We start from the raw sequence: 24217 nt of genomic DNA, 5'->3' as shown, positions 1-24217 counted from the left end.
ATCCTCGTTCCCGCATTGGCAACGTTCACAAATCCGGGCGCCGCGTCCCCGCCGGTGACACCTGGCACAGCGCACCGACCCTGGTATCTGTGACCTGGTCGCTTACCTGTCGGTGCGCGAGGGATGGCAAAAGTGGGTACTTGTCTCCTGCGATGGCCCGACATGACACTCGGTCCTGGGAGATCGTCCGATCGCCCGCGAGGATCAGGAGTCGAGATGATCAAGGAATCGGTGACGGTACTCGGCACCGGATCGATGGGCAGCGCATTGGCCGGTGCTTTCCTCGCCGCGGGCTACCGCACCCAGGTCTGGAACCGCAGCCACGAACGAACAGCGGCCTTGGTGGAGGCAGGCGCGAAAGCGCACCCTGACATCGCCGATGCCGTCGCCGCGAGCCCGGTGATCATCTCCTGCCTCACCACCTTCGCCGCCACCCGCGAGAGCCTGCTCGGCACCGACGGTTTGGCGGGCCGCGATCTCATCACGCTGAACAGCGGAACACCCGCTCAGGCAAGGGAATTCGCCGAGTTCGCGCACGTCGAGGGCGTCCGCTTCCTCGGTGGCGCGATCAAGAATGTGCCTGCGGCCGTGGGCGATCCGCACACTCTGCTGTATTTCGGCGGCGATCGCGATGTCTTCGACACCCACGCCGCCACCCTGCGCGTACTCGGTGGCGATCTCGAATTCCTCGGTGCCGAACCGGATCTGGCCGCGCTCTACGAATCCGCCGTCGGTGCGACCCTGCTCCCCGCGCTGCTCGGCTTCTTCGAAGGCGCGGCGGTGCTGGCCTCGCGCGGGCTGCCCGCTTCGACGATGGTGCCCCATTCGGTGAAGTGGCTGCAGATGATCGAGTCGCTGCTGCCGGTCCTCGCGGGCGAGATCGACGACAAGGACTACACCCGTCTCGGTTCGTCGGTCGAGCTGTTCCACACCGCCGTCGCCGACGATGTGCGGCTCGGCACCGAGACGGGTGTCGACCTGTCCTGGCACGCACCGATGCACGAGCTGCTGAGCCGGGCGGTCGCCGCCGGGCACGGCGCGCAGAGCATCACCGCGGTGATCGAGCAGTTGAAAACGCCTCAGCGCAGCACGCTGTAGGTGGCCGACAGGGTGAAGCTGTGCTCGCCGACCTCGCAGCTCACCGTCCCCTGGTAGCCGACGCCGCAGGTGGTGTTCTCCCGCGTGATCCGGTGACCTTCGGGGAGCACCTTCGCGGCCGGGTGGGTGAAGATCGGGCGGTCGGCGTCGACGAAGTGCGCCGCTTCGACAATCCCGACCCGGAGCTGGTCGGTGCCCGCGGGCGCGTCGATCGGGACGGCGTCACATCCGGCCGGGCCGTTGTTCCAGTAGATGGCGCAGTGCCGTCCGTCGGGCGTGGTGAAGAAGACGCTGCCCGCGTATTCGGGTTCGGGAACCTGATACTCCACGGGGTCGACCGGCGTGTAGTCGCCGAGTCCTGATTGCGCGGCGGCCGGTCCGGCGGCGAGAAACCCGGCGGCCAACGCCACCCCGAACAGTGCCGTGAGTGCGGATCGGTGCGACATGAACGTCCTCCCTCGGTTCGTGTTACCCAGTACTTCGCCATGCTCACGACTGTCGTTAACGGTGCCTCGAAGGCGGTGAACCCAGCCTGATTCACCCTCGACGGGTGATGTCGTGAAGCCACCGAACACCGAGCATCGAGTGGACGAATCGACTCGAGCTGAGGAGCGGACTTCCGATGGCGCTGGACTACGACGATCGCACCGATTTCGAGAACGCCGACCGCGGGTTCATCAAGACCTTGACGCCGATGCGGATCACCAAGGCCGACGGCACGGTCATCTTCGACACCAGCGGCTTCGGGTTCCTCGACGGGCCCTGATCGCGCCTACCGTCGACATCACCCACACCGGCCAGCAGGAGACGATCGACGGCGTCCCGATCGTCTTCCAGATGACACCCGGTACCGAGGCACCCGCGGAGATGAACTTCTATTTCCCCCGCCACCGCGCCCTCTGCCTCGCCGAGAACGTGACCCACAATCTGCACAACCTGCTGACCCTGCGTGGTGCGAAGGTGCGAGATCCGCACATCTGCTCGCGCTACATCGACGCTCTGGGAGCATCCGCGCGAGGAGAAGGCGGCTCGCTATGTCGAGACGATCGGCGGTATCGAAGCGGTGATCGAGAAAGGTCGTGCCTACGCCGAATCCGGCGACCTGCGCTTCGCCGCCGAACTGCTCACCCACGCGGTCTTCGCCGAGCCGGGCAACAAGGCCGCGAAGGACGCGCTCGCCCAGACCTATCAGCAGCTCGGATTCGGCGCGGAGAACGCCACCTGGCGCTGCTTCTACCTGACCGGCGACCACGAGCTGCGTCAGGGGATCCAGCCGACCGCGATGGACCTCGGCGGCGGGATGGCGGCGGCACTGTCGGTGGATCAGCTGTTCGACACGGTCGCGATCCGGGTGAACGGGCCACGCGCCGCGAAGGATTCGTTCCGCATCGAATGGCACTTCACCGATCAGGACACCATCGTGCGCCTGACGCTGTCCAACGGCGTGCTGATCCAGACGCCGAATCCCCGGTCGAAGGCCGATATCGACCTCACCGTGAATCTCACCAAGCCACAGTTGCTCGGCATTCTCGCTGGTAAGGGCCTGGACGGGATCGACTGCAGCGGCGACCCAGGCGTGCTGCAGCGGCTGTTCGGTGTGCTGGACACCCCCGACCCGAACTTCGCGGTCGTCACCCCGTGAACACCTGATCTCGCGGGGGACGGCCTGCGACAGCGCGTACATAGGTCCGCGGTACCACCCACGCGACCCGAGCTTCTACGCTGTCTGCCATGTCGTCCCCCGATCTCGGTGAGTTCCTGCGCACCCGGCGTGCCCGCATCCAGCCGCAGAAGGTTGGCCTGACCGAATACGGCCGCCGTCGGATGGTCGGTCTGCGGCGGGAAGAGGTCGCCCAGTTAGCGGGGATGAGTGTGGACTATTACGTCCGGTTAGAGCAGGGCCGTGGCACCAATTTCTCCGACTCCGTGCTCGACGCCGTCGCCCGCGCCCTTCGCCTCGACGAGACCGAGCGCACCCATCTGTACACCCTCGTCCGGCCCGCGGACACCGACGCCGGCTATGCCGCGACCATCCGCCCCGGCACCCGGCTCTTGCTCGATTCCATCGCCGCCCCCGCCTTCCTGCTGGGCAGGCGGATGGAGGTGCTCGGCTGGAATCGGCTGGGAGACTTGCTCTCCGGCTTCTCCTCGATCGCAGAGACCGAGCGCAGCCAGGTCCGCTACGTCTTCCTCGATCCCGCCGCCGACACCTTCTACCCCGACTGGGAGGCGGTGGCGGCCGAAACCGTCGCCTCCCTGCGCCGCCGGGTCAGCCAGTACCCGCGCGATCGCACCCTCGCCTCGCTCATCGAAGAACTCACCATGCGCTCGCGCGATTTTCACCGCATCTGGTCGGGTCACCCCGTGCCGGACAAGGCCTACGGCACCAGGCTGATCCACCACCCGCGGGCCGGCCGCCTCGAACTCGGCTACGAGACACTGGAATTGCCCGGCGATCAAGATCAACTGCTGGTGGTCTACACGGCGGAACCGCACTCTGCCGCGGGAGTCGCCCTCGACGCGCTGCGTGCGGGTGAGCCGGTCGGCGTTCACTGACCGAGCGTCGGGAAGACACACCGGGGGAGACTCCGCGGGCACTTCATGCGACCCTCGAAGCATGACGATCGACGAAATCACCGAATACGTGACCGATCTCGGCGGAGTACTCGTACTGCGGCCGACCGAAGGAAGCGAAGCTCCCGAGATCGCCTGGGGCGACACCTTCTTCTACTACGCCCCCGACGGCGTCGTCCCCGCCGGTCAGCCCTTCGCCACCATCGTGACCAAGGACTACCCCGGCGACGAGACTTCCGACCTGAACCGTCCCGGCAGGTTCCGCGTCAACATCGCCGTGAGCAAGACGACCTTCACCGAAGCCGCGGCCCCCACCGACGCGAGCATCGACGACACCGTCGTCGCCCACCCCCTCTACGCTGCCGCGAACTGGCTCGCGGTGGTCGATCCGGGCAAGGCCACCGAAGCGACGGTCCGCGAGATGCTGCGCGAAGCCCACGACCGGGCACGCACGCGATCGCAGCGACGCGCGGGCGAATAGCGGCGCGCTTCGCGATGAAATCGGTATGACCCCGGCGAATATCGCGAAAGCACGCTGTCCTCGTCGCGCGGCTGACCGCTGGCATCTCAGGTGTCTATCTGTTTGCTGATGACAGGTTCGTGGCGGTCTTGCTCATGGCGGGGATTTGTCGCATCCGGTGCGGTACCTTTTCAGATACCAACGAAAGGGGAGGTCATGTCAGTGCATTCCAGGCCCATGCGGTCGTTAATCAACGCCAGGCTCGGCCCCGTCGCATTGATCACCGGCGGATTGCTGTTGATAGCAGCGGCGCTGGGAATGCTCGGCCCCCTGATCGCCGCCCTGCTGATCCGCCGCAGCGGAGCGGGCCGAACCGACGCCATAGCCACCGCCCCGCTGATCCTGCTGACCCTCGCCGTAGCCCTTGCGATCGCAGCCGCCGTCACCATGTTCGCCGCCGCCCGTCGTAAGAACTCGGATAGGGGTGGTTCATAGGAAGGTCGTGACTACCTTTTTGTAGTCATGGGAGGTGACTACGAAAAGGTAGTCGAGTATCCTGACTCCCAAAAGGTAGTCAAGGAGGTGTCGTGGCCTATACCGGCAAGGTGACAAGTGCGGAATCGCTCGGCCGAATCCTGCAACAGGCGCGTTTGCTGAGCGGATTGAGTCAGCGTGATCTCGCCCAGCGGCTCGGCACCACCCAGCGCTACATCTGGGAGATCGAAGCGGGCAAACCCTCTATCTACACGGATCGGCTGTTCGCCATGATGCGCGAGACGGGGATGGAACTCACCGCCACCATCGAGCCGAAGGGCGACCGTGGCTGACCTCGTCGTCGAGCTGTACGACACCCACATCGGAACTCTCATCGGGACCTGGCGAAATTTCGACTTCGTCGCGGATCCGGCGGCGGTCGACAAATTCGGGATCGACAGCGCGATTCTGTCCGTGTCCATCCCGCTGGCGGCCATCGCTACTCGGCCTCGTAAGGACCGGAGGCAGAACTTCTTTCGAGAACTCCTCCCCGAAGGGCGAATGCTGACCCGAATGGCGGCGGACGCGGGAGTGTCCGAGCGGGATGTGATCGGATTACTGCGACGGTATGGACGCGACGTCGCAGGCGCACTTCAGATCTGGGATCCAGAAGCGCCCGGCGAGCCGAAAGACCCTGCGCTGCAGCCACTGTCCGATGCCGAGGTCGCGAACATGCTGGCCAATGTCGCGGATAACCCGTTGGGCAACACCAATTTCGGTGGCAAGACATCGTTGGCGGGTGTGCAGGACAAGATCGTCCTCGCGCGCACCGGCGGTGGCTGGAATCGGGTGATCGATGGGTACCCGTCGACGCATATCCTCAAGCCGGAGGCGCGCGACCACCCGACTGCCATCTACGACGAGGAATACGGTGCCCGCTTCGCCCGTGCGGTGGGATTGGCGGAGTTCAGTACTGCGATTGCGGAATTCGACGGCACGCCCGCTCTTGTCGTCGACCGGTACGACCGGTCCGCGCCATTCCCGTCCGGGCGAATCCATCAAGAAGACTTCAGTCAGGTGCTCGGCGCGGGCGGGGATCAGAAGTATCAGAAATTCGGTGGCAGAGTCAGTACCAGCCGCATCGCCGGTGTCCTGTCAGCTGTCGGCGATCAGACGTCGATGGAAAAGCTACTCAGGATGACAACGCTGTCCGTCGCGCTCGGTAACCTCGACATGCATGCGAAGAATATTTCCCTGCTGCACCACCTCGATGGGTCGACAACCCTCGCCCCCGCCTACGACGTCGTTCCGCAGGTGCACCAGCCCAACGACGGCGAGATGGCGCTCGCGGTCGATCGCGAATACCGCCACCGAGTCATCACACGAGCTCATCTCATCGCCGAGGGCAAAGCTTGGGGGCTGTCCGACGCTGAGCGCATCATCGACGACACGCTCGCCACCGTGTCCGACGTCGTAGCCACCGAAGTGCCGCATCCGTCAGCACATCCGACTCTGGCTGCGGACATCGCCCGATTCGCCGACAACCTGATCGCGGGCCGTGCGGCCGGTCGCCCCGCGGAAACGGGTGGGACATAACCGGATCGACTATCCTGGTGGCGATCAGGGAGGCCACTCATGCCCATCAAGTTCCGTCAGCGCAAATCCTTTGGACCGCTGAAGTTCAACTTCACCCAATCGGGCCTGTCATCCTGGGGCATCAAGATCGGCCCATGGTCCTGGAACTCCCGCACCCGAAAGAACAGCGTCGACCTCCCCGGCCCCCTGAGCTGGCGTCAACGCTGATCCGGCGCAGCCGGTGACCTTCACCGAGACAACGGTTCGTACCTCGCGCCATCGATCTGCCGAAGAGTCTCCCGTCGATCTGCCGAAGAGTCTCCCGTCGATCTGCCGAAGGATGCGGCGTCGATCTGCCGGTACTTGATCCGCTGGGCCGAGGTGAAGGATTAGGTCGGCGCCCGTCGATTGTCCGGTCAGGATCGTGCGTCGAACGTGCTTGTCGGTTTCGTCCAAGACAGGGTGGGGGAGTGTTCCCTAGGCTGACCGCAGGCAGTTGACGACGCTCTACTCAGGAGGAATGTGATGGCACGCGAACTGGTTTACACGGGATTCATGTCGCTCGATGGTGTGGTCGACTCGCCCGGCGGGAAGGTCGAGGGGCATCGCAGTGGCGGGTGGGTGATGGAGACCGAGTTCGTGCCGGAGGCGTTTTCGCTCAAGGGCAAGGAGCTCGCCGACACCACCGCGCTGATGTTCGGCCGTCGCAGCTATGAGGCGTTCGCCCCGATCTGGCGCGATTCCGCGGATCACGCCGCGTACAAAGAGTTGCCCAAATACGTTGTCTCCTCGTCGCTTACCGACGACGCGCTGATCGACGGGTGGGGCGAGATCACCATCCTGCGCTCGACCGAGGACATCGAGAAGCTGAAGCAGACCGAGGGTGGCCCGATCTACATCCACGGCAGTGCTGAACTGGCAGAGCGACTTTCGGACGCGGGCCTGATCGATCGATACAACTTGCTCGTGTTCCCGGTGCTGCTCGGCGCGGGCAAGAGCCTGTTCGGCCGGGCCGATCGACCCAAGCAGCAACTGCGCCTGCGTGATTCGGCGACCTACTCCAATGGCATCGCCAAGCTCGTCTACGACGTCGTTCGCTAAGTGAGATCCAGCGCGATCACACCACTGCCGCCCGTGCGCAGCTGCCGTGCCGTCTGTCCGACGAACCGGCGCAGCGCGCGGGCGAGGTGGGGCTCGTCGTAGTAGCCGAGCTTGTCGACGACATCGCCCGGCGCTTCACCCGCGCTCAGTAGCATCGCCGCGGTGCGCGCCCGCTCGATCTGGCGCACCGCCCCCTGGGTGAGGCCGGTCGCGGCCCGGAAGCGACGTTCGAGCGTGCGTTCGGTGATCGCGGGCGCCATGCCACGCAGCGTGTCGGCGACCAGGGCATCGCGGACCACGACGCCCTGGCCGATGAGCCGTTCGACCAGCGCTTCCGCGTCGTCGGCGCGCGGGGTCTCCCAGCGCTCGCCGTCCAGCCAGAAACCTCGATCGGTCACATCGGGCAGGACGATCCCGCTGTCGACCAGGGTCGGCGCGGTCACCGCACGCAACGAGGTGCCGACCGCGAACTGGATGCCGACGAAGTCCGCCCCCTCGGGAACGGGTGCGGTGCTCGCGCGAATCTCCGGCCCGGTGACCGCCGCGCAGTGCGCACCCTGCTGCTCCCAGAACACCAATCCCCAGGTCTCGGTCGCCACGGAAGTCATCTCCGCGACCTGCTCACTGCGGCAGGTCCACACCGACTCCACCCACGGCGAGTCCGACCACCGGGTCTCGAACACCAATCCCACCGCCACGATCCTAATCGCCACTACGACCGCTGGAGCTGATGCCCAGGGGTGAGGGGTGCGAAATCGGGGTTCGCGAAATTGTGTGCGGCCGATGATTCGGTGGATCACGCGCTCTCGGTCCGCGCTGGCCCGGCGCCGTGAAGACTATGTGGGGCAATGGCTTCCGGAGCCACTGCTCGACCGCGACGCCGGTGCCGACGACGGCGCGGCGAGCGTGGTGCCCGCACACCGAGATCGCCGACATGGTCGACCGCTCACCCGCCGAGGTTCGCCAGATCGCCCATCGCGCCAGAGCCCACGTGCGGGCGCGCAGACCACGCACCCAGGTCGACCCGCGGATCCGCCGCGAGGTGACCGAGCACTTCGTCGACGCCACGATGGGCGGTGACCTCGAAAAACTTCTCGCGGTGCTGGCCACGGAAGTCGCCCTCTGGACCGGCAGCGGCGGTGCCGGGAATCCGATTCGCTGATCGCGGCGTCTGCCTGGCGACTGTGCGACCGGTCTGTTCGAAGCTCACCCGGAACGGGTGACGCGGGTGTGACGCCGCGCTTCTAGCCTTGCCTCATGAGCACTGTGATCGGGCTCGGTGTGCTGCTGCCTGCGGTGAATCTGTGATGCGGGTGCCGATCTTCGAATCGCTGCACGGCTATCAGCGGGCGTGGCTTCGCCCAGATCTGATCGCGGGCCTCACCGTGTGGGCGGTGCTGGTGCCAGAGGCGCTGGCCTACGCGTCGATCGCGGGTGTGCCGCCGGTGGTCGGGCTGTACGCGGCGGTGCCCGCGCTGGTGCTGTATGCCGTGGCAGGCAGCTCGCGGCACCTCATCGTCGGCCCGATGTCGGCGACGGCCGCGTTGTCGGCGGCGATCATCGCGCCACTGGCCGGTGCCGACGGTGGCCGGTACATCGCGTTGTCGGCGGCGCTGGCCATCGCGACTGGGCTTATCGGCCTGCTCGCTGGGCTGATCCGGCTAGGTTTCATCGCCTCGTTCATCTCCGAGCCGGTACTCAAAGGGTTCATCGTCGGCTTGGCGCTGACGATCATCATCGGCCAAGTCCCCAAGCTGCTCGGCATCCACAAACACGACGGCAACTTCTTCGAACAGGCGTGGGGTGTGCTGCGCGGACTCGGCGACGCGCAGGGTCGCACCGTGGTGATGGGCGTGATCAGTCTGGCGTTGGTGCTCGGGCTCAAACGCTGGTTGCCGATGATCCCCGGGTCGTTGGTCGCGGTGTTGTACGGGATCGTGATGGTCGCGCTGTTCGACCTCGACACCAAGGGCGTGGCCATCGTCGGGCACATCGACTCGGGTCTGCCGCACGTCGGGCTGCCCGGCGGCGTCGGCTTCGACGACTTCCTCGATCTGCTCGGTCCCGCGATAGGTGTGCTGCTCATCGGCTTCGCCGAAGGTCTGGGCGCGGCGAAAACCTATGCGGCCAAAGCGGGTTACGCGATCGACCCCAACCGTGAACTGCTCGGACTCGGCGCGGCCAATGTCGGCGCGGGTCTCAGCGCGGGCATGGTGGTGAACGGCAGCTTGTCCAAGACGGCCGTCAATGGTGGTGCGGGCGCGAAAACCCAGGTCAGCGGGTTGCTCGTCGCCGTGTTGACCGTGCTCACCCTGCTGTTTCTCACCGGCTTGTTCGAAAAGCTGCCCGAGGCGACGCTGGCCGCTGTCGTGATCGCGGCGGTGATCGAACTCGTCGACATCGCCGCCCTGCGCAGGCTCTACCGAGTCTGGTCCCAACTGCTCGCCACCATCTATGGCCGCGTCGCCAGGGCCGACTTCATCGCCGCGATGGCGGCCCTCTTCGGCGTGCTGCTGTTCGACACCCTGCCCGGCTTGCTGATCGGCATCGGCGTCGCGACGCTGCTGCTGCTCTATCGCGCGTCCCAACCGCACGTGGCGGAGGTGGCAAAGGACGGCTCACTGTGGCTGGACGTCCAACGCCATCCCGACCTGGCTCGCCGCCCCGATCTGGTGGTGGTCCGGGTCGAGGCGGGCCTGTTCTTCGCCAACGCCGACTACGTCAAAGACCACATCATCGGCCTGTGCACGCCCCGCACCCGCGTGGTCGTCTTCGACGCCGAAATCTCACCCTCGATCGACGTCACCGCTGCCAAAATGCTGCTCGACCTGCGCAAACAGCTGAGCCATCGGCGCATCGATTTCCGCATCGCCCGCCCGGTCGCCCAATTCGGCGACGCGCTCGGTTCCGCCGAGGACGGCGACCGCATCGAGGTCTTCCCGACCGTCGCCGCCGCGACCGCCGACCTACCCGACAACACCGAGGAGCGCTGATGGCGGGGTCGCCGTCTATCACCCGGAGAACGGCACCGCGACCTTCGAGTGGACGCCGGTCTACTCCGGTCGCCAAAATGTCATCGCCCAGCAGTTCAAGCCCGGTCAAGTCACCTCGGCGCAGTACGTAACGGTCGAGGTCGCTGGGCGGGGCGTGAACACCGGAAGCTCCTGCCTGCCGCTCCCTTAGACCGCCGAACGCGATAGTTGGTCAATTCGACAACTCCGCATCGATGCTACCATTTTGGTATGACGACCATGAGTGTCCGGATCCCCGACCACATCGCCGAGGGGCTGAAGGCGGCTGCGGATGACCTGCACATCAGCGTAAACGCCGCTGTCGTGCAGGCCATCGAACAGTGGCAGGCCGCTCAAGGGCACCGTCGCCGCGTCGACACCGCGCTAACCGACATTCTTGGAGAGGATGCGGTGCTGCTCGAGCGGCTGGCCGACGCGTGACCGAATACCTCACTGTCGGCGACCTGTTGAAGGTCAACGCTGCGGTCCTTGGCGCTGAGCGGCCAGCCATCCGCGATGCCGGTCTGGTGGCGGCCGCGGCGGCACGGCCCGCAGCCACGGTCTTCGGCGAAGACGCCTACCCCGACTTGGCCGGCAAGGTGGCGGCCATGATGCATTCGATCGTGCATTCGCGTCCGTTCCTGGACGGCAACAAGCGCACCGGCTGGGTCGCGGCGCGCCTCTTGGCTCGTTTGAACGGCCATACCATCGCGTTGACCGAGAACGAGGCCTTCGATCTGGTCGTCGAACTCGCCACTGTAGACACCGAGGTACCAGCCTTGGCGAAGCGCCTGACAGTCGAACCGATCACCTGATCAACTTGTCGACCTGCCCAACAAGGTCGAGCAGCCCGTAGGCCAGGCCTGCTGAGCCCGTGGAAGACCTACCATCTAGGGCATCGGGTGGGGGCCTCGATCGTTTGTGGTACCCGCTCGTTTACCGGCTCTCGAGTCCGAGAACGCGGCCAGTGCTGTACCGCAATCGACAGCGGCTTCCTCGAATACCTGTTGGCACACCTGGGTTCGCCACGCCAACCCGGTCACCCGTACTTCGGCGACGCCGTCGGTGGCGACGGCCAAGACTCGTCCCGCGGCCTCGGTCTTCTTCCAGCCGTTGAACGCGTTGATCAGGTCGAACCGGGTCCACGGCACGGGATGCTCTGGTCGGGTTTCGCGAATGGCAAGGGCGGCTTTCGCGAAAGCGAGGCATTGGTTGAACGCGAACCGAGCAGCCCCAGCATGCCGTGCAAGCACGACCGACTGCTCGACCGTGGGGTCGAGGCAGTATCGGAAAGTTGTGTGGCGGCTCATCATCCACGAGTGTGACACAGGACACCGACACCGAATTCGGCGGACGCTTGCTGTCAAACGAACGTACCGCTCAGCGGTATCAGGGCTGCTGAGCGGTACGTTTTTCCAAGTCGGCACGGTCATGCCGAGCGGTCATCGTGTGTAGAAAGGCACGGTCTGCCTCTGGGACCCACATTGAGTCGACTGCGTTGCCGTTGTAGGTGGCGATGACGAAGTCGATCAAAGAGTTCAGCTGGGGATGGCCATTGATCGCTTCCCGCCATAGCAGTGCCATGGGATAGGCGGGCGTCGGGTTGGCGATGGGTATGCGGCGAATGTCCGGGTGCCACGGCGTCGTGGTTCCCTCGCCGCCGAAGGTAACCAGCGTCGTCGACTTCGCGATGCGGTCGACTACGTTCGCGAATCCGATACCGCCTTTGTGTTGCTCGGTAGTGATTGTGATGCCGCAGCTGTCGCTGAGCCGGCCGTAGAAGTCGCCTACCTCAGAATCGAATCCGGCCCCGGGCACCCACGCGGTCAGGCGCTCGAGGGCTTCGAGTTCGACGCGGTTGCGGTCCGCGAGCGGATGGCCTTTCCCGACGAGCAGATGCAAGGCATCGAGATACGCGGGAATGGCGCAGACATGTGTCGGCAGTGGACGGGTGCGCCAGTGCCTGCGAGCGAAGGCGACGTCGACCCGACCGTCGATGACGGCGTCCCTCGATGTCGTAGCCGGGCCCATCATGATGAGTTCGATCTCAGCGTTCGGGTGCTTCTCGAGGTAGAACCGCATCAGATTCGCGTCGGCGATCTGGGCGCCGTGCACCGCGACACGAAGCACCTGCGAATCGCGTACTGCGGCAACGGCGGTGTCGGCCGTCGCAAGTATCGAGCGGGCGTGGGGTAAGAAGCGGGTGCCGTGGGCAGTCAACGCCGCGTTGCCGATGCGACGCTCGAACAGTTGGGCGTTGAGGTGGCTCTCCAGCTTCGCGATCCGCTTGGACACCGCCTGCTGGCTGATACCCAACACGGCCGCGGCCAGTCCGAATTGGCCTTCGTCGCTGACTGCGACCATCGCGCGCACCGCAGACAGATCGAGATCCAACTCAGGCACCTGCTCTCACATCCAATGGTTGTTCGTCGACGCTTGTCGATTGTTCGACATAACCGCACTCTAGCTGGTCATATATCTGCGATACAGCCGGGCGTGAAGGCCATGCTCGACAACCAGGCGGCAGTGGCAGCGGTCGGAATGGGTGGGTTGATGGCAATGAGTCGGGCATCCTTCGTGCATTTGCACAACCACACCGAGTACTCGATGCTCGATGGTGCGGCGAAGATTTCGCCGTTGTTCGCGGAGGCGGATCGGTTGGGTATGACCGCGGTCGGCATGACCGACCACGGCAACATGTACGGCGCCTCGGAGTTCTACAACTCGGCCAAGAAGGCGGGCATCAAGCCGATCATCGGCATCGAGGCCTACATCGCGCCGGGCTCGCGTTTCGATACCAAGCGGGTGAAGTGGGGCGATCCGGGTCAGAAGGGCGACGACGTCTCCGGTTCGGGTGCCTACACCCACATGACCATGGTCGCCGAGAACGCGACCGGTCTGCGTAACCTGTTCAAGCTGTCGAGTCTGGCCTCGATCGAGGGTCAGCTGGGCAAGTGGGCGCGCATGGACGAGGAGATCATCGCCCAGCACGCCGAGGGCATCATCGCGACGACGGGCTGCCCGTCGGGTGAGGTGCAGACCCGGCTGCGCCTGGGCCATGATCGCGAAGCGCTCGAAGCCGCCGCGAAGTGGCAGGAGATCTTCGGCGCCGACAACTTCTTCCTCGAGGTGATGGACCATGGTCTGTCGATCGAGCGCCGGGTCCGCGAGGGCCTGATCGAGATCAGCAAACAGCTCGGTATCCCGCCGATCGCGACCAACGACTGCCATTACGTCACCAAAGACCAGTCGACCAATCACGAAGCGCTGCTGTGTATTCAGACCGGTAAGACGCTGTCGGACCCGACCCGGTTCAAGTTCGACGGTGACGGTTACTACCTCAAGTCCGCGGCGGAGATGCGCGCGATCTGGGATGCCGAGGTCCCTGGTGCGTGTGACAACACCGAGCTCATCGGTGAGCGGGTGCAGTCCTACGACGATGTGTGGGCTCACCGTGACCGGATGCCGATCTTCCCGGTGCCCGAAGGCCACGACCAGGCCAGCTGGTTGCGCAAGGAAGTCCTCGACGGTCTCGATCGCCGCTTTCCGGACGGTCCCTCGCGCGAATACCTCGACCGCGCCGACTTCGAACTCAAAGTCATTTGCGAGATGGGTTTCCCGGCTTACTTCCTCGTCGTCGGCGACCTGATCACGCACGCCCTGGAAGTGGGCATCCGGGTCGGTCCCGGCCGTGGTTCGGCCGCGGGTTCGCTGGTCGCTTACGCGATGGGTATCACCAATATCGACCCGATCCCGCACGGTCTGCTGTTCGAGCGGTTCCTCAATCCCGAGCGTGTGTCGATGCCCGATATCGATATCGACTTCGATGATCGCCGCCGCGGTGAGATGGTCCGTTACGCCACCGAGAAGTGGGGCAGCGACCGTGTGGCCCAGGTGATCACCTTCGGCACCATCAAGACCAAGGCCGCGATCAAGGACTCGGCGCGAGTGTTGTTCGGCCAGCCCGGTTTCGCTATCGCCGATCAGATCACCAAGGCGCTGCCGCCGCCGATCATGGCCAAGGACATCTCGGTCTCGGGTATCACCGATCCCGATCACGAGCGGTATAAGGAGGCCGCCGAGGTCCGCGAGCTCATCGGCTCCAACCCCGACGTCGCCAAGATCTATGAGACCGCGCGTGGTCTGGAGGGCCTGATCCGCAACGCGGGCGTGCATGCCTGCGCGGTCATCATGTCCTCGGAGCCGCTCACGGACGCGATTCCGGTGTGGAAGCGTGCCCAGGACGGTGCGATCATCACCGGCTGGGACTATCCGTCGTGTGAGGCTATCGGCCTGCTGAAGATGGACTTTTTGGGTCTGCGCAACCTCACCGTCATCGGTGACACGCTGGAGAACGTCAAGGCCAACCGTGGCATCGATCTCGACCTCGACACCCTCGCACTGGACGACGCTGCGACCTATGCGATGCTCGCCCGCGGCGACAATCTTGGTGTCTTCCAGCTCGATTCGGTCGGGATGCGCGAGCTTCTGCTCCGCATGACGCCGACCGAGTTCAACGATCTCATCGCATCGAACGCGCTCTACCGACCCGGCCCGATGGGAGTGGGAGCGCACTGGGCATACGCAGACCGCAAGAACGGCCGTGAGGCCGTCACACCGATCCATCCAGAACTCGACGAACCGCTGGGCGGCATATTGGGCGAGACCTATGCGCTGATCGTCTATCAGGAACAGATCATGCAGATCGCTCAGAAAGTGGCCAGCTACTCGCTCGGACAAGCTGACCTGCTCCGGCGGGCGATGGGAAAGAAGAAGCCCGAAGTGCTGGCCGCTGAGTTCGAGAACTTCCGCAAAGGTATGCGCGCCAACAGCTACAGCGATGAGGCAGTTACCGCCCTGTGGGAGGCGGTCTTGCCGTTCGCCGGTTACGCCTACAACAAGTCACACGCCGCGGGGTACAGCCTGGTCATGTACTGGACCGCGTACCTCAAAGCCAATTTTCCGGCCGAGTACATGGCCGGTCTGCTCACTTCGGTCGGCGACGACAAAGACAAGTCCGCGATCTATCTGGCGGACTGCCGCAAGAGGGGTATCACGGTACTGCCGCCCGATGTCAACGCCTCCCGGGTCGACTTCGCCTCAGTCGGGGACGATATCCGCTTCGGCCTCGGTGCCGTGCGCAACGTCGGCGCCAATGTGGTGTCGTCGATCATCACCGCCCGCGAGGAGAAGGGAAAGTTCACCGACTTCTCGGACTACCTGGGCAAGATCAACTCGCTGGCATGCTCGAAGAAGGTCACCGAATCGCTCATCAAGGCAGGGGGATTCGACTCGCTCGGCCATCCACGCAAGGGTTTGATGCTGGTCCACTCCGACGCGATCGACGCGGTGATGTCGACCAAGAAGGCCGAGGCGATGGGGCAATTCGATCTCTTCGGTGGGGAGGATGTCGACGAGTCGATCGTCTCCGTGTTCCACGTCAAGGTGCCCGACGAGGAGTGGGACACCAAGCAAAAACTCGCCCTCGAACGCGAGATGCTGGGCCTATATGTGTCAGGCCATCCCCTCGACGGCATCGCCACAGCGCTCACATCGCTTACCGACACCTCGATCGCCGCCGTGCACGCGGGCAAGGTTCGCCACGGCCAGAAGATCGTCATCGGCGGCATCGTCGCCGCGGTCGACCGCCGCGTCAACAAAAAGGGTGAAACGTGGGCCATCATCGAGATCGCCGACCTCGACGCTGCCACCGAAATACTCGTCTTCTCCTCGACCTACACCAGCTTTCAGCACGCTCTCACCGAAGATTCCGTCTTGCTCGTCACCGCGAACGTCACCGTCCGCGACAGCAGGACGTCAATCCTTGCCGTCGAGATCTCCACGCCCGACTTAGCGATCGGCGGACCATCGTCAGCCCCGATTGCCCTGACCCTCCCTGTGCACGCATGCACCCGCCCCAACGTCGATGCCCTTCGTGAGGTTCTGCAACGCCACCCGGGGGACACAGACGTACACATCGTGCTGATCGGCCGCACGACGAAACGGTTGGGCATAGACCCGAGATTCCGGGTTCACAAGACCCCAGCCCTCCTCGGAGACCTCAAGGCACTGTTCGGAGCCGATTGCCTGACAGCAGCTGCCGTTGCGGCGAAGGTGTAGATCGGGTTCGTGAGCTGTTGGCCTGGCTGGGAACAGGGCCCACCACCGGCGCTGAATCCGCGATACGTCGGCCAGGCAGCCGACCTGCGCAATTGCGGCAAAGGTTTGTGCCCTCGGCAGGACACACGAAACATGGGCAACAGGAAAACGGCTGGTCGTCGGGGCTTCCTATCCGATCTGACGATCGCAGTCCGACCGGACGGACAGGTCTGCGGCCCGCTTTTGATGTGTGCGTGTGGGTGAGTGCCACGTACAGCCGGGATCGAGATGCGCGGCCTCCGGCGAATACGACGAGGCCTTGGATCGCGGGCCTGCAGGAGCTGTCGTGGGCGCTGGCGTTTCACCCGGTGACGACGGTGGGGGTGTCGTTGCCGCGCCGGTATTGTCCGGGTGCGCGCCTGTATTCGCGTTTGAACGCTTTCGCGAAGGCGAATTCGCTCTGATAGCCGACCTTGTGTGCCACGCCCGCTAGCGGGGTGTCGGTGTCGCGGAGCAGTCGCGCGGCGGTGAGCATGCGCCAGCGGGTGAGGTAGGACAGGGGAGCCTCACCGACCGTGGCCGTGAATCGCCGGGTCAGGGTCGCCCGGCTCACGCCGGCGACGGCGCTGAGCTCGGGCACTGTCCACGCTCGTTCGGGCGCATCGTGAATCGCGCGCAGTGCAGCCAGCACGCACGGATCGGTGAAGGCTCCAGCCCATCCGGTCGGGGTGGGAGCTCGGTTCTCGAACCAGGCGCGCAGCGCGAACAGCAGCAGCGTTTCCAGCAGGGCCGGGACCGCGGCATCGGTTCCGGGGCGCGGTCGCGCCATCTCCCCGGCCAGGACATCGAGGATGCCACGCAATGCCGGATCAGCGCCGGGGCGCGCGGGAATATGCACGAACTCGGGCAGCTCGTCTAGCAGTGGATGGCTACGCTGGCGCCCCAACGCGTATGCGCCGCACATCAATTCACTGCGCACGCCCGGTCCGGTGATTTCGCGGGGTTCGCCGATGCGGGCCTGTTCGGTCACGGCGGGCGCGCACTACACCGACACCACCGGTGAGCAATTGTTCCTGAAGAAGGCGTTCGACGAGTACGGCCCGCGCGCCGAAGCCGCAGGTGTGACAATTCTGAGCGGTGTGACCAACAGCAATCTGCCCGGTGACCTGCTCGGCTACCTGGCCGCACGGCACGTGGCCGGGCCCGCCGAGATCGTCATGAGCTTGATCGCGCGGGGTGAGGGCGGGGGATCGCGGGGCAGCGCGGAAACCGTTCTGGCCGGACTGGACTGGTTCCGCTCGGGCGGCTGGCACTACGAGGACGGTGCCCTGCGTACGGGCCCGATGGAGCGGCATCCGTTCATGACCTTCCCCGAAGATCCGGAGCCGACCGCGGTCGCGAAGTTCCAGCAGCCGCCGGTTCTCACCATTCCCCGCCACACCGACGCGTCGTTCGTAGCGGGCGTGGTCGGCGCCGAAATGCTGTCCCAACTCGCGGGTTTCACCCCCGAACTGCTGGATTCACTGCCCGAGCCGGGCGCTGACCTGCGATACGACTTCGTGCTGGACGCCATCGGCGCCGACGGCACCGCCGTGCGCGCGGTACTCAGTGGACCAGACGCCTATCGCGACACCGCGATCATGGCGGTGGAGGCGGCCGCCCGCCTCGCGGTGGGCGACATCAAGCCAGGTGCTCTCGCGCCCGCCGAAGCGTTCGACCCCACCGAATTCTTGAATTCCCTTGCGGTTCACTCCATCACGTGGCGCATCAACCAGGGGCGGTAACCGGTTACGCCGACAGCCGGAGCGCGTCGGGGATGACGGCGAAGGCCTGATGCAAGCGTTCGAGGAGATCGGCTCGACCCCCGTTCGCGTCGGCGGCGACCCAGCCTCGGCCGGCGATGCTCCACGCTGTGGTGGTCAGCTCGGCGAGGATACGAGGGCGGAGGTCACCGTCGGGGAGACATAGCTGATCCGAGAGCTGTTGGGCAACTCGGGTTTCCACGCCGGAGCGAGCGTACTCGAGGTAACCGAGCAGGCCAGGGTTGGTGAGGACCAATTTGCGGGTGGCGACGTAGCGGGCGTCCCAGTCGTCCGGAAGCGTCGTCGCCGCGCCGGTGAGAGTGTCGCGCAGTGCGGTGAGCGCCGAGCCGGTGAATTCGTGCACGGCCAGCGTGTCGAGATAGCCGGTCCACAGCTCGGTTTCGGCTTCGACGGCCACGGCTTCCTTGGTCGGGAAGGCCCGGAAGAACGTGCTACGCGAGACCTCCGCGGCGTCAACCAGTTCCTCGACGGTGGTCGCGGCAAAACCCTTCTCGGTGAACAGCCGGAGTGCGGCGTCGGCCAGCGCACGGCGGGTGCGGAGCCGTTTGCGTTCACGCAGCGGTAGAGCACGGTCGTCGATCGGCATACCGGAATCCTAGCGCGAGACGAGCCTCAGGCACGAAAGAAACTCAGCATGAATTGGCACTTGCGCACGTTTGGTACTTAGTGTCAGAATCGTGCACAGCAACGAGCACACCCCGAACAAGGAGATCGCAATGACCACCACCACACCGGCCACCCTGAACCCGTCGGTCATCGGCCAGGCCGAGAAACACCACACCGCAGTACTGGCCCGCGCACTGGCCGGCACCACGCTGGACGAAAAGCAGTGGATCGTGCTCAACCAGGCCCTGACCACCGGTGCGCCGGTCGATTCGGCCGCTCACATCACCCGGGTCGCCGCCATGACCCAGTGGGATCCCGCCGACGTCGAATCCGCGCTGACCGCACTCCTCGAAAGTGGACTGCTGCACACGAATTCCGACGATCTGATCGCACCTACCGAGGACGGCACGGCGCTCGCAGGCAAGGTCCGCGCCGAATCGGGCGCCATCGTGTCCGCCGCCTACAACGCGGTCGATCCCGAGGATCTGGCCACCGCAGCCCGGGTCCTGGCCACCATCACCGCGCGCATGGCCGAGGAACTGGCCCGCGCCTGAACTGAACGGGAAGAGTTCTCACACCATGCTCAGAAGAACCGCCACGGCCGGCTTCGCGGGCTTGGCCATCGCCGCGCTGCTGCTCCCCGGCTGCACCGACAGTCACATCGACACCACACCAAGCAAAGAGGAAGTCATGTCCACCCCTGATTCGACCGCCGACCGCCTCGAGATCGCCGATCTGTTCACTCGCTTCGCCCTCCTGCTCGACGATCGCCGCTGGGAAACCGTCGGCACCGTCTTCGCCGACGATGTGAAAGTCGACTCGCCCCGAATCTCGGTCCAGGGTCTCGACAAGGTCGTCGACTACATGCGACAGGCCGAGGTCGAGGGGGAACACACCCAGCACACGACCACCGACCTGCTGGTGAACGTGAACGGTGATCAAGCCGCCGCCTCGTCGAACTCGATCGTGTACTACTACCGCGATGGCCGGCCGCCCCACCAGACAGGCAGCCTCCGACAGGCCTGCACGGTGATCCGGACGACCGCGGGCTGGCGAATCAGCGAGATCCGGGTAACCCCCGCCTGGATCCGCAAGGATTGACGACACCTTCACCGATTGACCGCTCCTGCGCTGTTCCGTCGGCCGACCCGCCGCCGGAACACCACGATGCGCGAAATCCATTTCAGAACAACAATATTCGGCCGAAGGGCGAAAGGGTTTCGCAACATGTCCAGCAGAACCATCAACGTCGGCATCGCGGTCTCGGTCATCGCCGTGGCGCTGCTGCTCACCGGCTGCAACGCAACAGGCACCGACACCGGGCCATCCCCGGGCACCACCGCCCCGGCCGCGAGGACGACTGAACCAGCTCGAGCCACTACCCCGACCTCCCTCAGCCCCTCGATCATCGGCCAGGCCGAGAAACACCACACCGCAGTCCTGACCCGCGCATTGGCCGACACCGCACTCGACGAGAAACAGTGGATCGTGCTGAATCAAGCACTTGCCGCGGGTGCGCCGGTCGATCGAGCCGCCCACATCACCCGCATCACCGGTTTGACCCAGTGGGATCCCGCCGATGTCGAAACCGCCCTGACCGCACTGCTCGAAAACGGCCTGCTGCAAGCGACTTCCAGCACTCTGATCGAGCCCACCGCGACAGGCACCGCTCTGGCAGACAAGATCCGCGCCGAATCCGGGAAGATCGTCGCAGCCGCCTACAGCGCCGTCACGCCCGAGGACCTGGCCACCGCAGCCCGCGTACTGACCACCATCACCGCCCGGATGGCCGCCGAACTCGCCCACCGCTGAACCGAATTCCCAACGATTCCCCGCTGCACAGACCGGAGCGGCGAGCGACTTCGGGCAACATCCACTACGAACATTCCCTCGGCAGTACACCTTTCGTGTTCCGATGTCACCGCCGCCGTGAGCTGATCACCCAGGACATGGCGGCCTGGTGCAAGGACAACATCGCCGGTCTGACAATCGAGCGCATGGGCCTGGCCGGCCACCACGCCACCGAGGACCAATCCGCCGCGATCGCGGCGGCCATCGCCCCGCTGGCGTCCGTAACACGCGGTTTTCTCCGGGATGTGACGACAGCGAATGGGTAGATACGGCGTTGACCCCTGGCGAGCGCAATCGGGCCGCTGTGACGGCCAGGCGTGCTCGATTGTCAGTCCGGTCGGGTCCGGGGTGTGTGCGGCGCGGTGGCGTCGGATCGCGCTGAGACGGGACCGCGATCATCGCCCGGGTTCTCGTCGAAGGTCGGGGCGGTTCGATCGCAGCTGAACGATGGATCGGGCCCTGTTGAATCGAACCTGCAACGGCAAAAGGCGGCTATGGCCTGCGGAAACGCTATCGCAGGTCGGTGCCCTCGGCAGGACGGACAAAACATGGGCAACCGGAAAACGCCTGGTTATCGCGGGTTCGTATTCGATCTGATTCCCGCGGATCGCCGTTCGGACCGCGACCGTGGACCAGTTCCCGGTGAGCGGGGTGCCGAAGTTGTGGAACATGGCTTCGCGGGTGACGATCTGGGCGATCGCCGGTCGGTGTCGCACGCGGCCAGCAGAATGTCGAACTGGTCGTAGAGCGCTTGCTCGCCGGGGCGGAGTAGTCGCGCACCGACGAATAGCCTGTGCTGATTCGGGCGGAATACGACCGGGTGCAGGTCGCGTACCGGAGCTGCCCGGGTGGGAGGTATGGGGCTCCGGCACAGTGTTGCCATGGGTTCGTCGGTCGCTGACTCTTTCACTGTCGCCACTTTCAATGTCAACGGAATCCGCGCGTCACGTCGTCGTGGATTCGATCAGTGGTTGCGGGCCAGGTCGGCGGATGTGGTCGCGTTGCAGGAGCTGCGTTGTCCCGCAGCCGATGTGGGAACCTTCCCGGGCTACTCGGCGGCGGTGGACGTCGGTTCCGTAGCCGGTCGTAACGGCGTGGCAGTACTGACGAGGGTTCCCGCCGCTGCCGTGCGGACGTGGGTGACCCACCCGCCCAGGTCCCGCGGACTCGGTGAGTTCGCCACGCAGGGACGCTATATCGAGGTGGATCTGGCCGATCGCCCGGTGACGGTGGCCTCTCTCTATCTCCCCAAGGGTGGTCTGCCCGCGCATCTCCAGCGCCCGGGATCGATGCGCGAACTGCCCGACGGTGGGGTCAAGTACGAACGGAAGCAGAGGTTCCTCGCGGCGTTCGCCCGCGAAGTGCACCGGAACCGGCTCGCGGCGCTGAGCGCGGGACGCGAGTTCGTCCTCACCGGGGATCTGAACATCGCGCACACCCGCCACGATGTGACCAACTGGCGTGCCGCCCGCACGATGGACGGATTCCTGCCTGCCGACCGCGAGTGGTTCAGTTCGATTCTCGGCACGCGCCGGCTCGTCGACGTGGTGCGACAGGTGCACGGCGATCGCCCGGGTCCACTCACCTGGTGGAGTTGGGCGGGTCAATCATTCACCAAGGATGTGGGTTGGCGAGTGGACCACCAACTCGCGACACCCGGTCTCGCCCGCCTCGCCACGTCTGTCGTCGTCGACAAGGAACCATCACCCGCCGAGCGGCTCTCCGATCACGCCCCACTCGTGGTGACCTACTCGGCAATGCCTGACTGAGAAGTTCTGGTGCCCTCGGCAGGACACGCAAAACATGGGCAACCGGAAAACGCCTGGTCATCGCGGATTCCTACACGATCTAGCGATCCCGGTTCGCCGGTGCCGATCCTATCGTGTTCCCATCTCTGTTGTAACTACATCAGGACGCGCAACATTGGGTAACTGGAAGACACCTGGTCATCGCAAACTGCTGTGCGATCTGACAATGCCAGTGCGCCGGTGTGGGCCGGTTGGGCCCTTCTCAGCGTGGTAGTCACGTTGAAGAAGGGCCGTGCGTCGCCCACCCACCGGCTACGGGGTTTGCCGTGTCCTGCTCGGCGCGGTACTCCGGCATCCGTCCGTCATGAGGTCGGCATGTGTGACTTGTCCGGCGCACGCGCCGGAGTAGGAAGCCGTTCGAGCGGCGGTTCGCTCACGCGGTAGCGACAGGCTGGCCGTTCGTCGGAGCCGGGACGGCGGGGGATGCTTCGTCCAGGTTGCATTCGTCGATCCACCTCGCCAGGAGGCTAAGCGCGCCGAGTCGCTCCAGGGCCTCCTGAGGCGTGTACTCTTGCTCGCCCTGCCCGTGTGCGGCTTGGTTCCGGATCGTTTGCTGCACGCCCACACCGAAGCCGAGGAGCCCTCGGTTCATCGAGGTGACCGACTTGTGTTTTGGGTCGCCAGGCCAGCGCAGACGCGGTCGACCCGGCTCGGGCGCCTTGTCTGAGAACGCTTCCTGCCATACCACTACGCCCTCGATGTCATGGCGGCTGGTCTGCTGGCGGCCGTACCACTCCACGGCATCGGCAGCGGAAGACACCGCGCGCCGATACTCGCCGATCTGCCAGAGCTTCTTTGCGGCGCCCCAGATCAGTGCATGAAGTTCAGTAGGACCGAGTTGGGGTGGGGTGTCGTGTTCAGCGTTCTGAACGAGCGCCGCAATTTGACCGGCGAGCATGTCGGTGTAGTCCAGGATCTCTTCGATCCGGGTGTTGTATGCGACGGCTTGCCAGCGGTGGATGAGGTTCTGATCGGCGTTCCATCCGTTGCTGTCGTAGAACGGGCTATCCATAACAATCGACGCGGCGAGGCCAGCTCGGCCTGCTGCTACCGCGACGTCCCGTCGTGCCCTGCTGAGAGCCCCGGACGGGACACCGTCTCGAACCTCGTACTCGCCTGCACCGTTGGAATTCTTCTGCACCCACACGTGCAGGGAAGCCCACGCCTCGAACGCCGCTCGGAATCGCTCGACGTCAGCGAGGACAGCGCGGAGGCGCGCAGGAGTCTCATACTTGCCCACCGAGCCACGGTACGTGACCTGATGGACCTTATCGAGCGAATTCTCTGCGCCGGCGCGACCATCCGGGCACGGTCGTCTGCCGGTGTGCAAGCCCCGACTCTCACGCGGAACCGGCGGCGCGGGCGTGTCGCTGAATCACGGAAGGTCAGCGGGCAGAGACGACTCCGGCGCAATGTGCTGCTGGCGAGGCAAGATGACGAGGTCGCAGAACTCTCGACCTACTCCCTATTGTGGGCTTGGGTCGGGCGGCAGTCCTTGTCGGGAGAGGAGAATCGACCTGTGGAGTTGAAGGTGTTCGAGGAGGCACAGCGCGAGCTGGAACTGTGGCGGCTTCGTCAGATTCGGAACCCACCTGAACAGCCCGAGCGGGGCAGCGACCTGGACGAGGACGACAAGGCTTTCGGGCCTTGACCCCGGGTGATGGACACGCTTGATCTTGGTCTCAGACCAGAAAAGCGAGAAGATCTACCCGATGCCCAAGAAGAACTACACCGACG

General features: G+C 65.1%; 28 protein-coding genes. 21 read left to right on the top strand and 7 right to left on the bottom strand.

Features of this window, described 5'->3' with window-relative positions:
* Window positions 1-216 precede the first annotated feature (216 nt).
* Complete coding sequence (locus ACFXKN_RS32605) at window positions 217-1098, top strand: NAD(P)-dependent oxidoreductase (protein WP_378974415.1); 882 nt, start codon at window positions 217-219, stop codon at window positions 1096-1098.
* Here the strand turns inward: ACFXKN_RS32605 and ACFXKN_RS32600 are convergent.
* Window positions 1080-1544: a hypothetical protein gene (locus ACFXKN_RS32600; protein WP_378974411.1), complete on the bottom strand. Its 465-nt coding sequence runs from the start codon at window positions 1542-1544 to the stop codon at window positions 1080-1082. The two genes, ACFXKN_RS32605 and ACFXKN_RS32600, sit on opposite strands and share 19 nt — an antisense overlap.
* Window positions 1545-1720: 176 nt before the next feature.
* On the opposite strand from ACFXKN_RS32600, the gene ACFXKN_RS32595 reads away from it, so the two are divergent.
* The 9 genes from ACFXKN_RS32595 (at window position 1721) to ACFXKN_RS32555 (ending at window position 7282) form a co-directional block, all read left to right on the top strand.
* Complete coding sequence (locus ACFXKN_RS32595; RefSeq protein WP_378974406.1) at window positions 1721-1864, top strand: hypothetical protein; 144 nt, start codon at window positions 1721-1723, stop codon at window positions 1862-1864.
* A gap of 183 nt (window positions 1865-2047) precedes the next feature.
* Window positions 2048-2740: an alkyl sulfatase C-terminal domain-containing protein gene (locus ACFXKN_RS32590; RefSeq protein ID WP_378974402.1), complete on the top strand. Its 693-nt coding sequence runs from the start codon at window positions 2048-2050 to the stop codon at window positions 2738-2740.
* Window positions 2741-2829: 89 nt separating this feature from the next.
* Window positions 2830-3654 (top strand): helix-turn-helix transcriptional regulator, encoded by an 825-nt coding sequence (locus tag ACFXKN_RS32585; protein ID WP_379434656.1) that lies wholly within the window; start codon window positions 2830-2832, stop codon window positions 3652-3654.
* Between the two features lie 61 nt (window positions 3655-3715).
* Window positions 3716-4153, top strand: coding sequence for a DUF6194 family protein (locus tag ACFXKN_RS32580; protein ID WP_378974393.1), 438 nt, complete (start codon window positions 3716-3718; stop codon window positions 4151-4153).
* Window positions 4154-4369: 216 nt separating this feature from the next.
* Window positions 4370-4627, top strand: a complete 258-nt coding sequence (locus ACFXKN_RS32575) for a hypothetical protein (protein ID WP_378974388.1) — start codon at window positions 4370-4372, stop codon at window positions 4625-4627.
* A gap of 92 nt (window positions 4628-4719) precedes the next feature.
* Entirely contained in the window at window positions 4720-4959 is a 240-nt protein-coding gene (locus ACFXKN_RS32570) for a helix-turn-helix domain-containing protein (protein ID WP_378974380.1), read from the top strand.
* A complete protein-coding gene (locus ACFXKN_RS32565) occupies window positions 4952-6202 on the top strand; it encodes a type II toxin-antitoxin system HipA family toxin (RefSeq protein ID WP_378974377.1) in 1251 nt (416 codons plus the stop codon). The genes ACFXKN_RS32570 and ACFXKN_RS32565 overlap by 8 nt, the downstream gene beginning before the upstream one ends.
* Before the next feature lie 39 nt (window positions 6203-6241).
* Window positions 6242-6409, top strand: coding sequence for a DUF4236 domain-containing protein (locus tag ACFXKN_RS32560; protein ID WP_084472559.1), 168 nt, complete (start codon window positions 6242-6244; stop codon window positions 6407-6409).
* Between the two features lie 297 nt (window positions 6410-6706).
* Entirely contained in the window at window positions 6707-7282 is a 576-nt protein-coding gene (locus ACFXKN_RS32555; protein ID WP_378974374.1) for a dihydrofolate reductase family protein, read from the top strand.
* On the opposite strand, the gene ACFXKN_RS32550 is transcribed toward ACFXKN_RS32555, so the two are convergent.
* Window positions 7279-7974: a helix-turn-helix domain-containing protein gene (locus ACFXKN_RS32550; RefSeq protein WP_378974369.1), complete on the bottom strand. Its 696-nt coding sequence runs from the start codon at window positions 7972-7974 to the stop codon at window positions 7279-7281. The two genes, ACFXKN_RS32555 and ACFXKN_RS32550, sit on opposite strands and share 4 nt — an antisense overlap.
* Window positions 7975-8165: 191 nt before the next feature.
* On the opposite strand from ACFXKN_RS32550, the gene ACFXKN_RS32545 reads away from it, so the two are divergent.
* From ACFXKN_RS32545 to ACFXKN_RS32530, 4 genes are all read left to right on the top strand, one after another.
* The gene (locus ACFXKN_RS32545; protein ID WP_378974364.1) at window positions 8166-8444 is read left to right on the top strand and encodes a hypothetical protein; all 279 of its coding nucleotides are present in this window, start codon (window positions 8166-8168) and stop codon (window positions 8442-8444) included.
* 145 nt (window positions 8445-8589) lie between these two features.
* Window positions 8590-10275 (top strand): SulP family inorganic anion transporter, encoded by a 1686-nt coding sequence (locus ACFXKN_RS32540; protein ID WP_378974361.1) that lies wholly within the window; start codon window positions 8590-8592, stop codon window positions 10273-10275.
* A gap of 249 nt (window positions 10276-10524) precedes the next feature.
* The gene (locus ACFXKN_RS32535; protein WP_378974356.1) at window positions 10525-10734 is read left to right on the top strand and encodes a hypothetical protein; all 210 of its coding nucleotides are present in this window, start codon (window positions 10525-10527) and stop codon (window positions 10732-10734) included.
* A complete protein-coding gene (locus ACFXKN_RS32530; RefSeq protein WP_378974354.1) occupies window positions 10731-11108 on the top strand; it encodes a type II toxin-antitoxin system death-on-curing family toxin in 378 nt (125 codons plus the stop codon). The genes ACFXKN_RS32535 and ACFXKN_RS32530 overlap by 4 nt, the downstream gene beginning before the upstream one ends.
* Window positions 11109-11183: 75 nt before the next feature.
* Here the strand turns inward: ACFXKN_RS32530 and ACFXKN_RS32525 are convergent, their stop codons facing one another.
* Window positions 11184-11603, bottom strand: coding sequence for a helix-turn-helix domain-containing protein (locus ACFXKN_RS32525; RefSeq protein ID WP_378974351.1), 420 nt, complete (start codon window positions 11601-11603; stop codon window positions 11184-11186).
* Window positions 11604-11682: 79 nt separating this feature from the next.
* Window positions 11683-12696 carry a LysR family transcriptional regulator gene (locus tag ACFXKN_RS32520; protein ID WP_378974344.1) on the bottom strand — a complete coding sequence of 338 codons (1014 nt, stop codon included), beginning with the start codon at window positions 12694-12696 and terminating at the stop codon, window positions 11683-11685.
* A gap of 150 nt (window positions 12697-12846) precedes the next feature.
* Here ACFXKN_RS32520 and dnaE point away from each other — a divergent pair, with 150 nt between their 5' ends.
* On the top strand, window positions 12847-16413 hold the full coding sequence (gene dnaE / locus ACFXKN_RS32515) for a DNA polymerase III subunit alpha (protein ID WP_378974460.1): 3567 nt from the start codon (window positions 12847-12849) through the stop codon (window positions 16411-16413).
* Between the two features lie 340 nt (window positions 16414-16753).
* On the opposite strand, the gene ACFXKN_RS32510 is transcribed toward dnaE, so the two are convergent.
* Window positions 16754-17422 carry an AraC family transcriptional regulator gene (locus tag ACFXKN_RS32510; protein WP_378974339.1) on the bottom strand — a complete coding sequence of 223 codons (669 nt, stop codon included), beginning with the start codon at window positions 17420-17422 and terminating at the stop codon, window positions 16754-16756.
* On the opposite strand from ACFXKN_RS32510, the gene ACFXKN_RS32505 reads away from it, so the two are divergent.
* The gene (locus tag ACFXKN_RS32505) at window positions 17403-18176 is read left to right on the top strand and encodes a hypothetical protein (protein WP_378974333.1); all 774 of its coding nucleotides are present in this window, start codon (window positions 17403-17405) and stop codon (window positions 18174-18176) included. The two genes, ACFXKN_RS32510 and ACFXKN_RS32505, sit on opposite strands and share 20 nt — an antisense overlap.
* Before the next feature lie 4 nt (window positions 18177-18180).
* Here the strand turns inward: ACFXKN_RS32505 and ACFXKN_RS32500 are convergent, their stop codons facing one another.
* The gene (locus ACFXKN_RS32500; RefSeq protein WP_378974329.1) at window positions 18181-18801 is read right to left on the bottom strand and encodes a TetR/AcrR family transcriptional regulator; all 621 of its coding nucleotides are present in this window, start codon (window positions 18799-18801) and stop codon (window positions 18181-18183) included.
* Between the two features lie 130 nt (window positions 18802-18931).
* Here ACFXKN_RS32500 and ACFXKN_RS32495 point away from each other — a divergent pair, with 130 nt between their 5' ends.
* The 4 genes from ACFXKN_RS32495 (at window position 18932) to ACFXKN_RS32480 (ending at window position 22441) form a co-directional block, all read left to right on the top strand.
* Window positions 18932-19375, top strand: a complete 444-nt coding sequence (locus tag ACFXKN_RS32495; protein WP_378974321.1) for a hypothetical protein — start codon at window positions 18932-18934, stop codon at window positions 19373-19375.
* A 25-nt stretch (window positions 19376-19400) separates the two neighbouring features.
* Complete coding sequence (locus ACFXKN_RS32490) at window positions 19401-19922, top strand: nuclear transport factor 2 family protein (RefSeq protein WP_378974318.1); 522 nt, start codon at window positions 19401-19403, stop codon at window positions 19920-19922.
* 126 nt (window positions 19923-20048) lie between these two features.
* Window positions 20049-20633 carry a hypothetical protein gene (locus ACFXKN_RS32485; protein ID WP_378974314.1) on the top strand — a complete coding sequence of 195 codons (585 nt, stop codon included), beginning with the start codon at window positions 20049-20051 and terminating at the stop codon, window positions 20631-20633.
* A gap of 920 nt (window positions 20634-21553) precedes the next feature.
* Window positions 21554-22441 carry an exodeoxyribonuclease III gene (locus tag ACFXKN_RS32480; RefSeq protein WP_378974304.1) on the top strand — a complete coding sequence of 296 codons (888 nt, stop codon included), beginning with the start codon at window positions 21554-21556 and terminating at the stop codon, window positions 22439-22441.
* A gap of 412 nt (window positions 22442-22853) precedes the next feature.
* Here ACFXKN_RS32480 and ACFXKN_RS32475 read toward each other — a convergent pair whose 3' ends face one another.
* A complete protein-coding gene (locus tag ACFXKN_RS32475) occupies window positions 22854-23720 on the bottom strand; it encodes a TIGR02391 family protein (protein WP_379434646.1) in 867 nt (288 codons plus the stop codon).
* A gap of 279 nt (window positions 23721-23999) precedes the next feature.
* Between ACFXKN_RS32475 and ACFXKN_RS32470 the strand changes: the two genes are divergently transcribed.
* Window positions 24000-24131, top strand: coding sequence for a hypothetical protein (locus tag ACFXKN_RS32470; protein ID WP_378974772.1), 132 nt, complete (start codon window positions 24000-24002; stop codon window positions 24129-24131).
* Window positions 24132-24217 lie beyond the last annotated feature (86 nt).

The organism is Nocardia sp. NPDC059195 (assembly GCF_042754695.1).
In the GTDB taxonomy this organism is placed as follows: domain Bacteria; phylum Actinomycetota; class Actinomycetes; order Mycobacteriales; family Mycobacteriaceae; genus Nocardia.
This window is presented reverse-complemented; position numbering and strand designations above follow the sequence as displayed.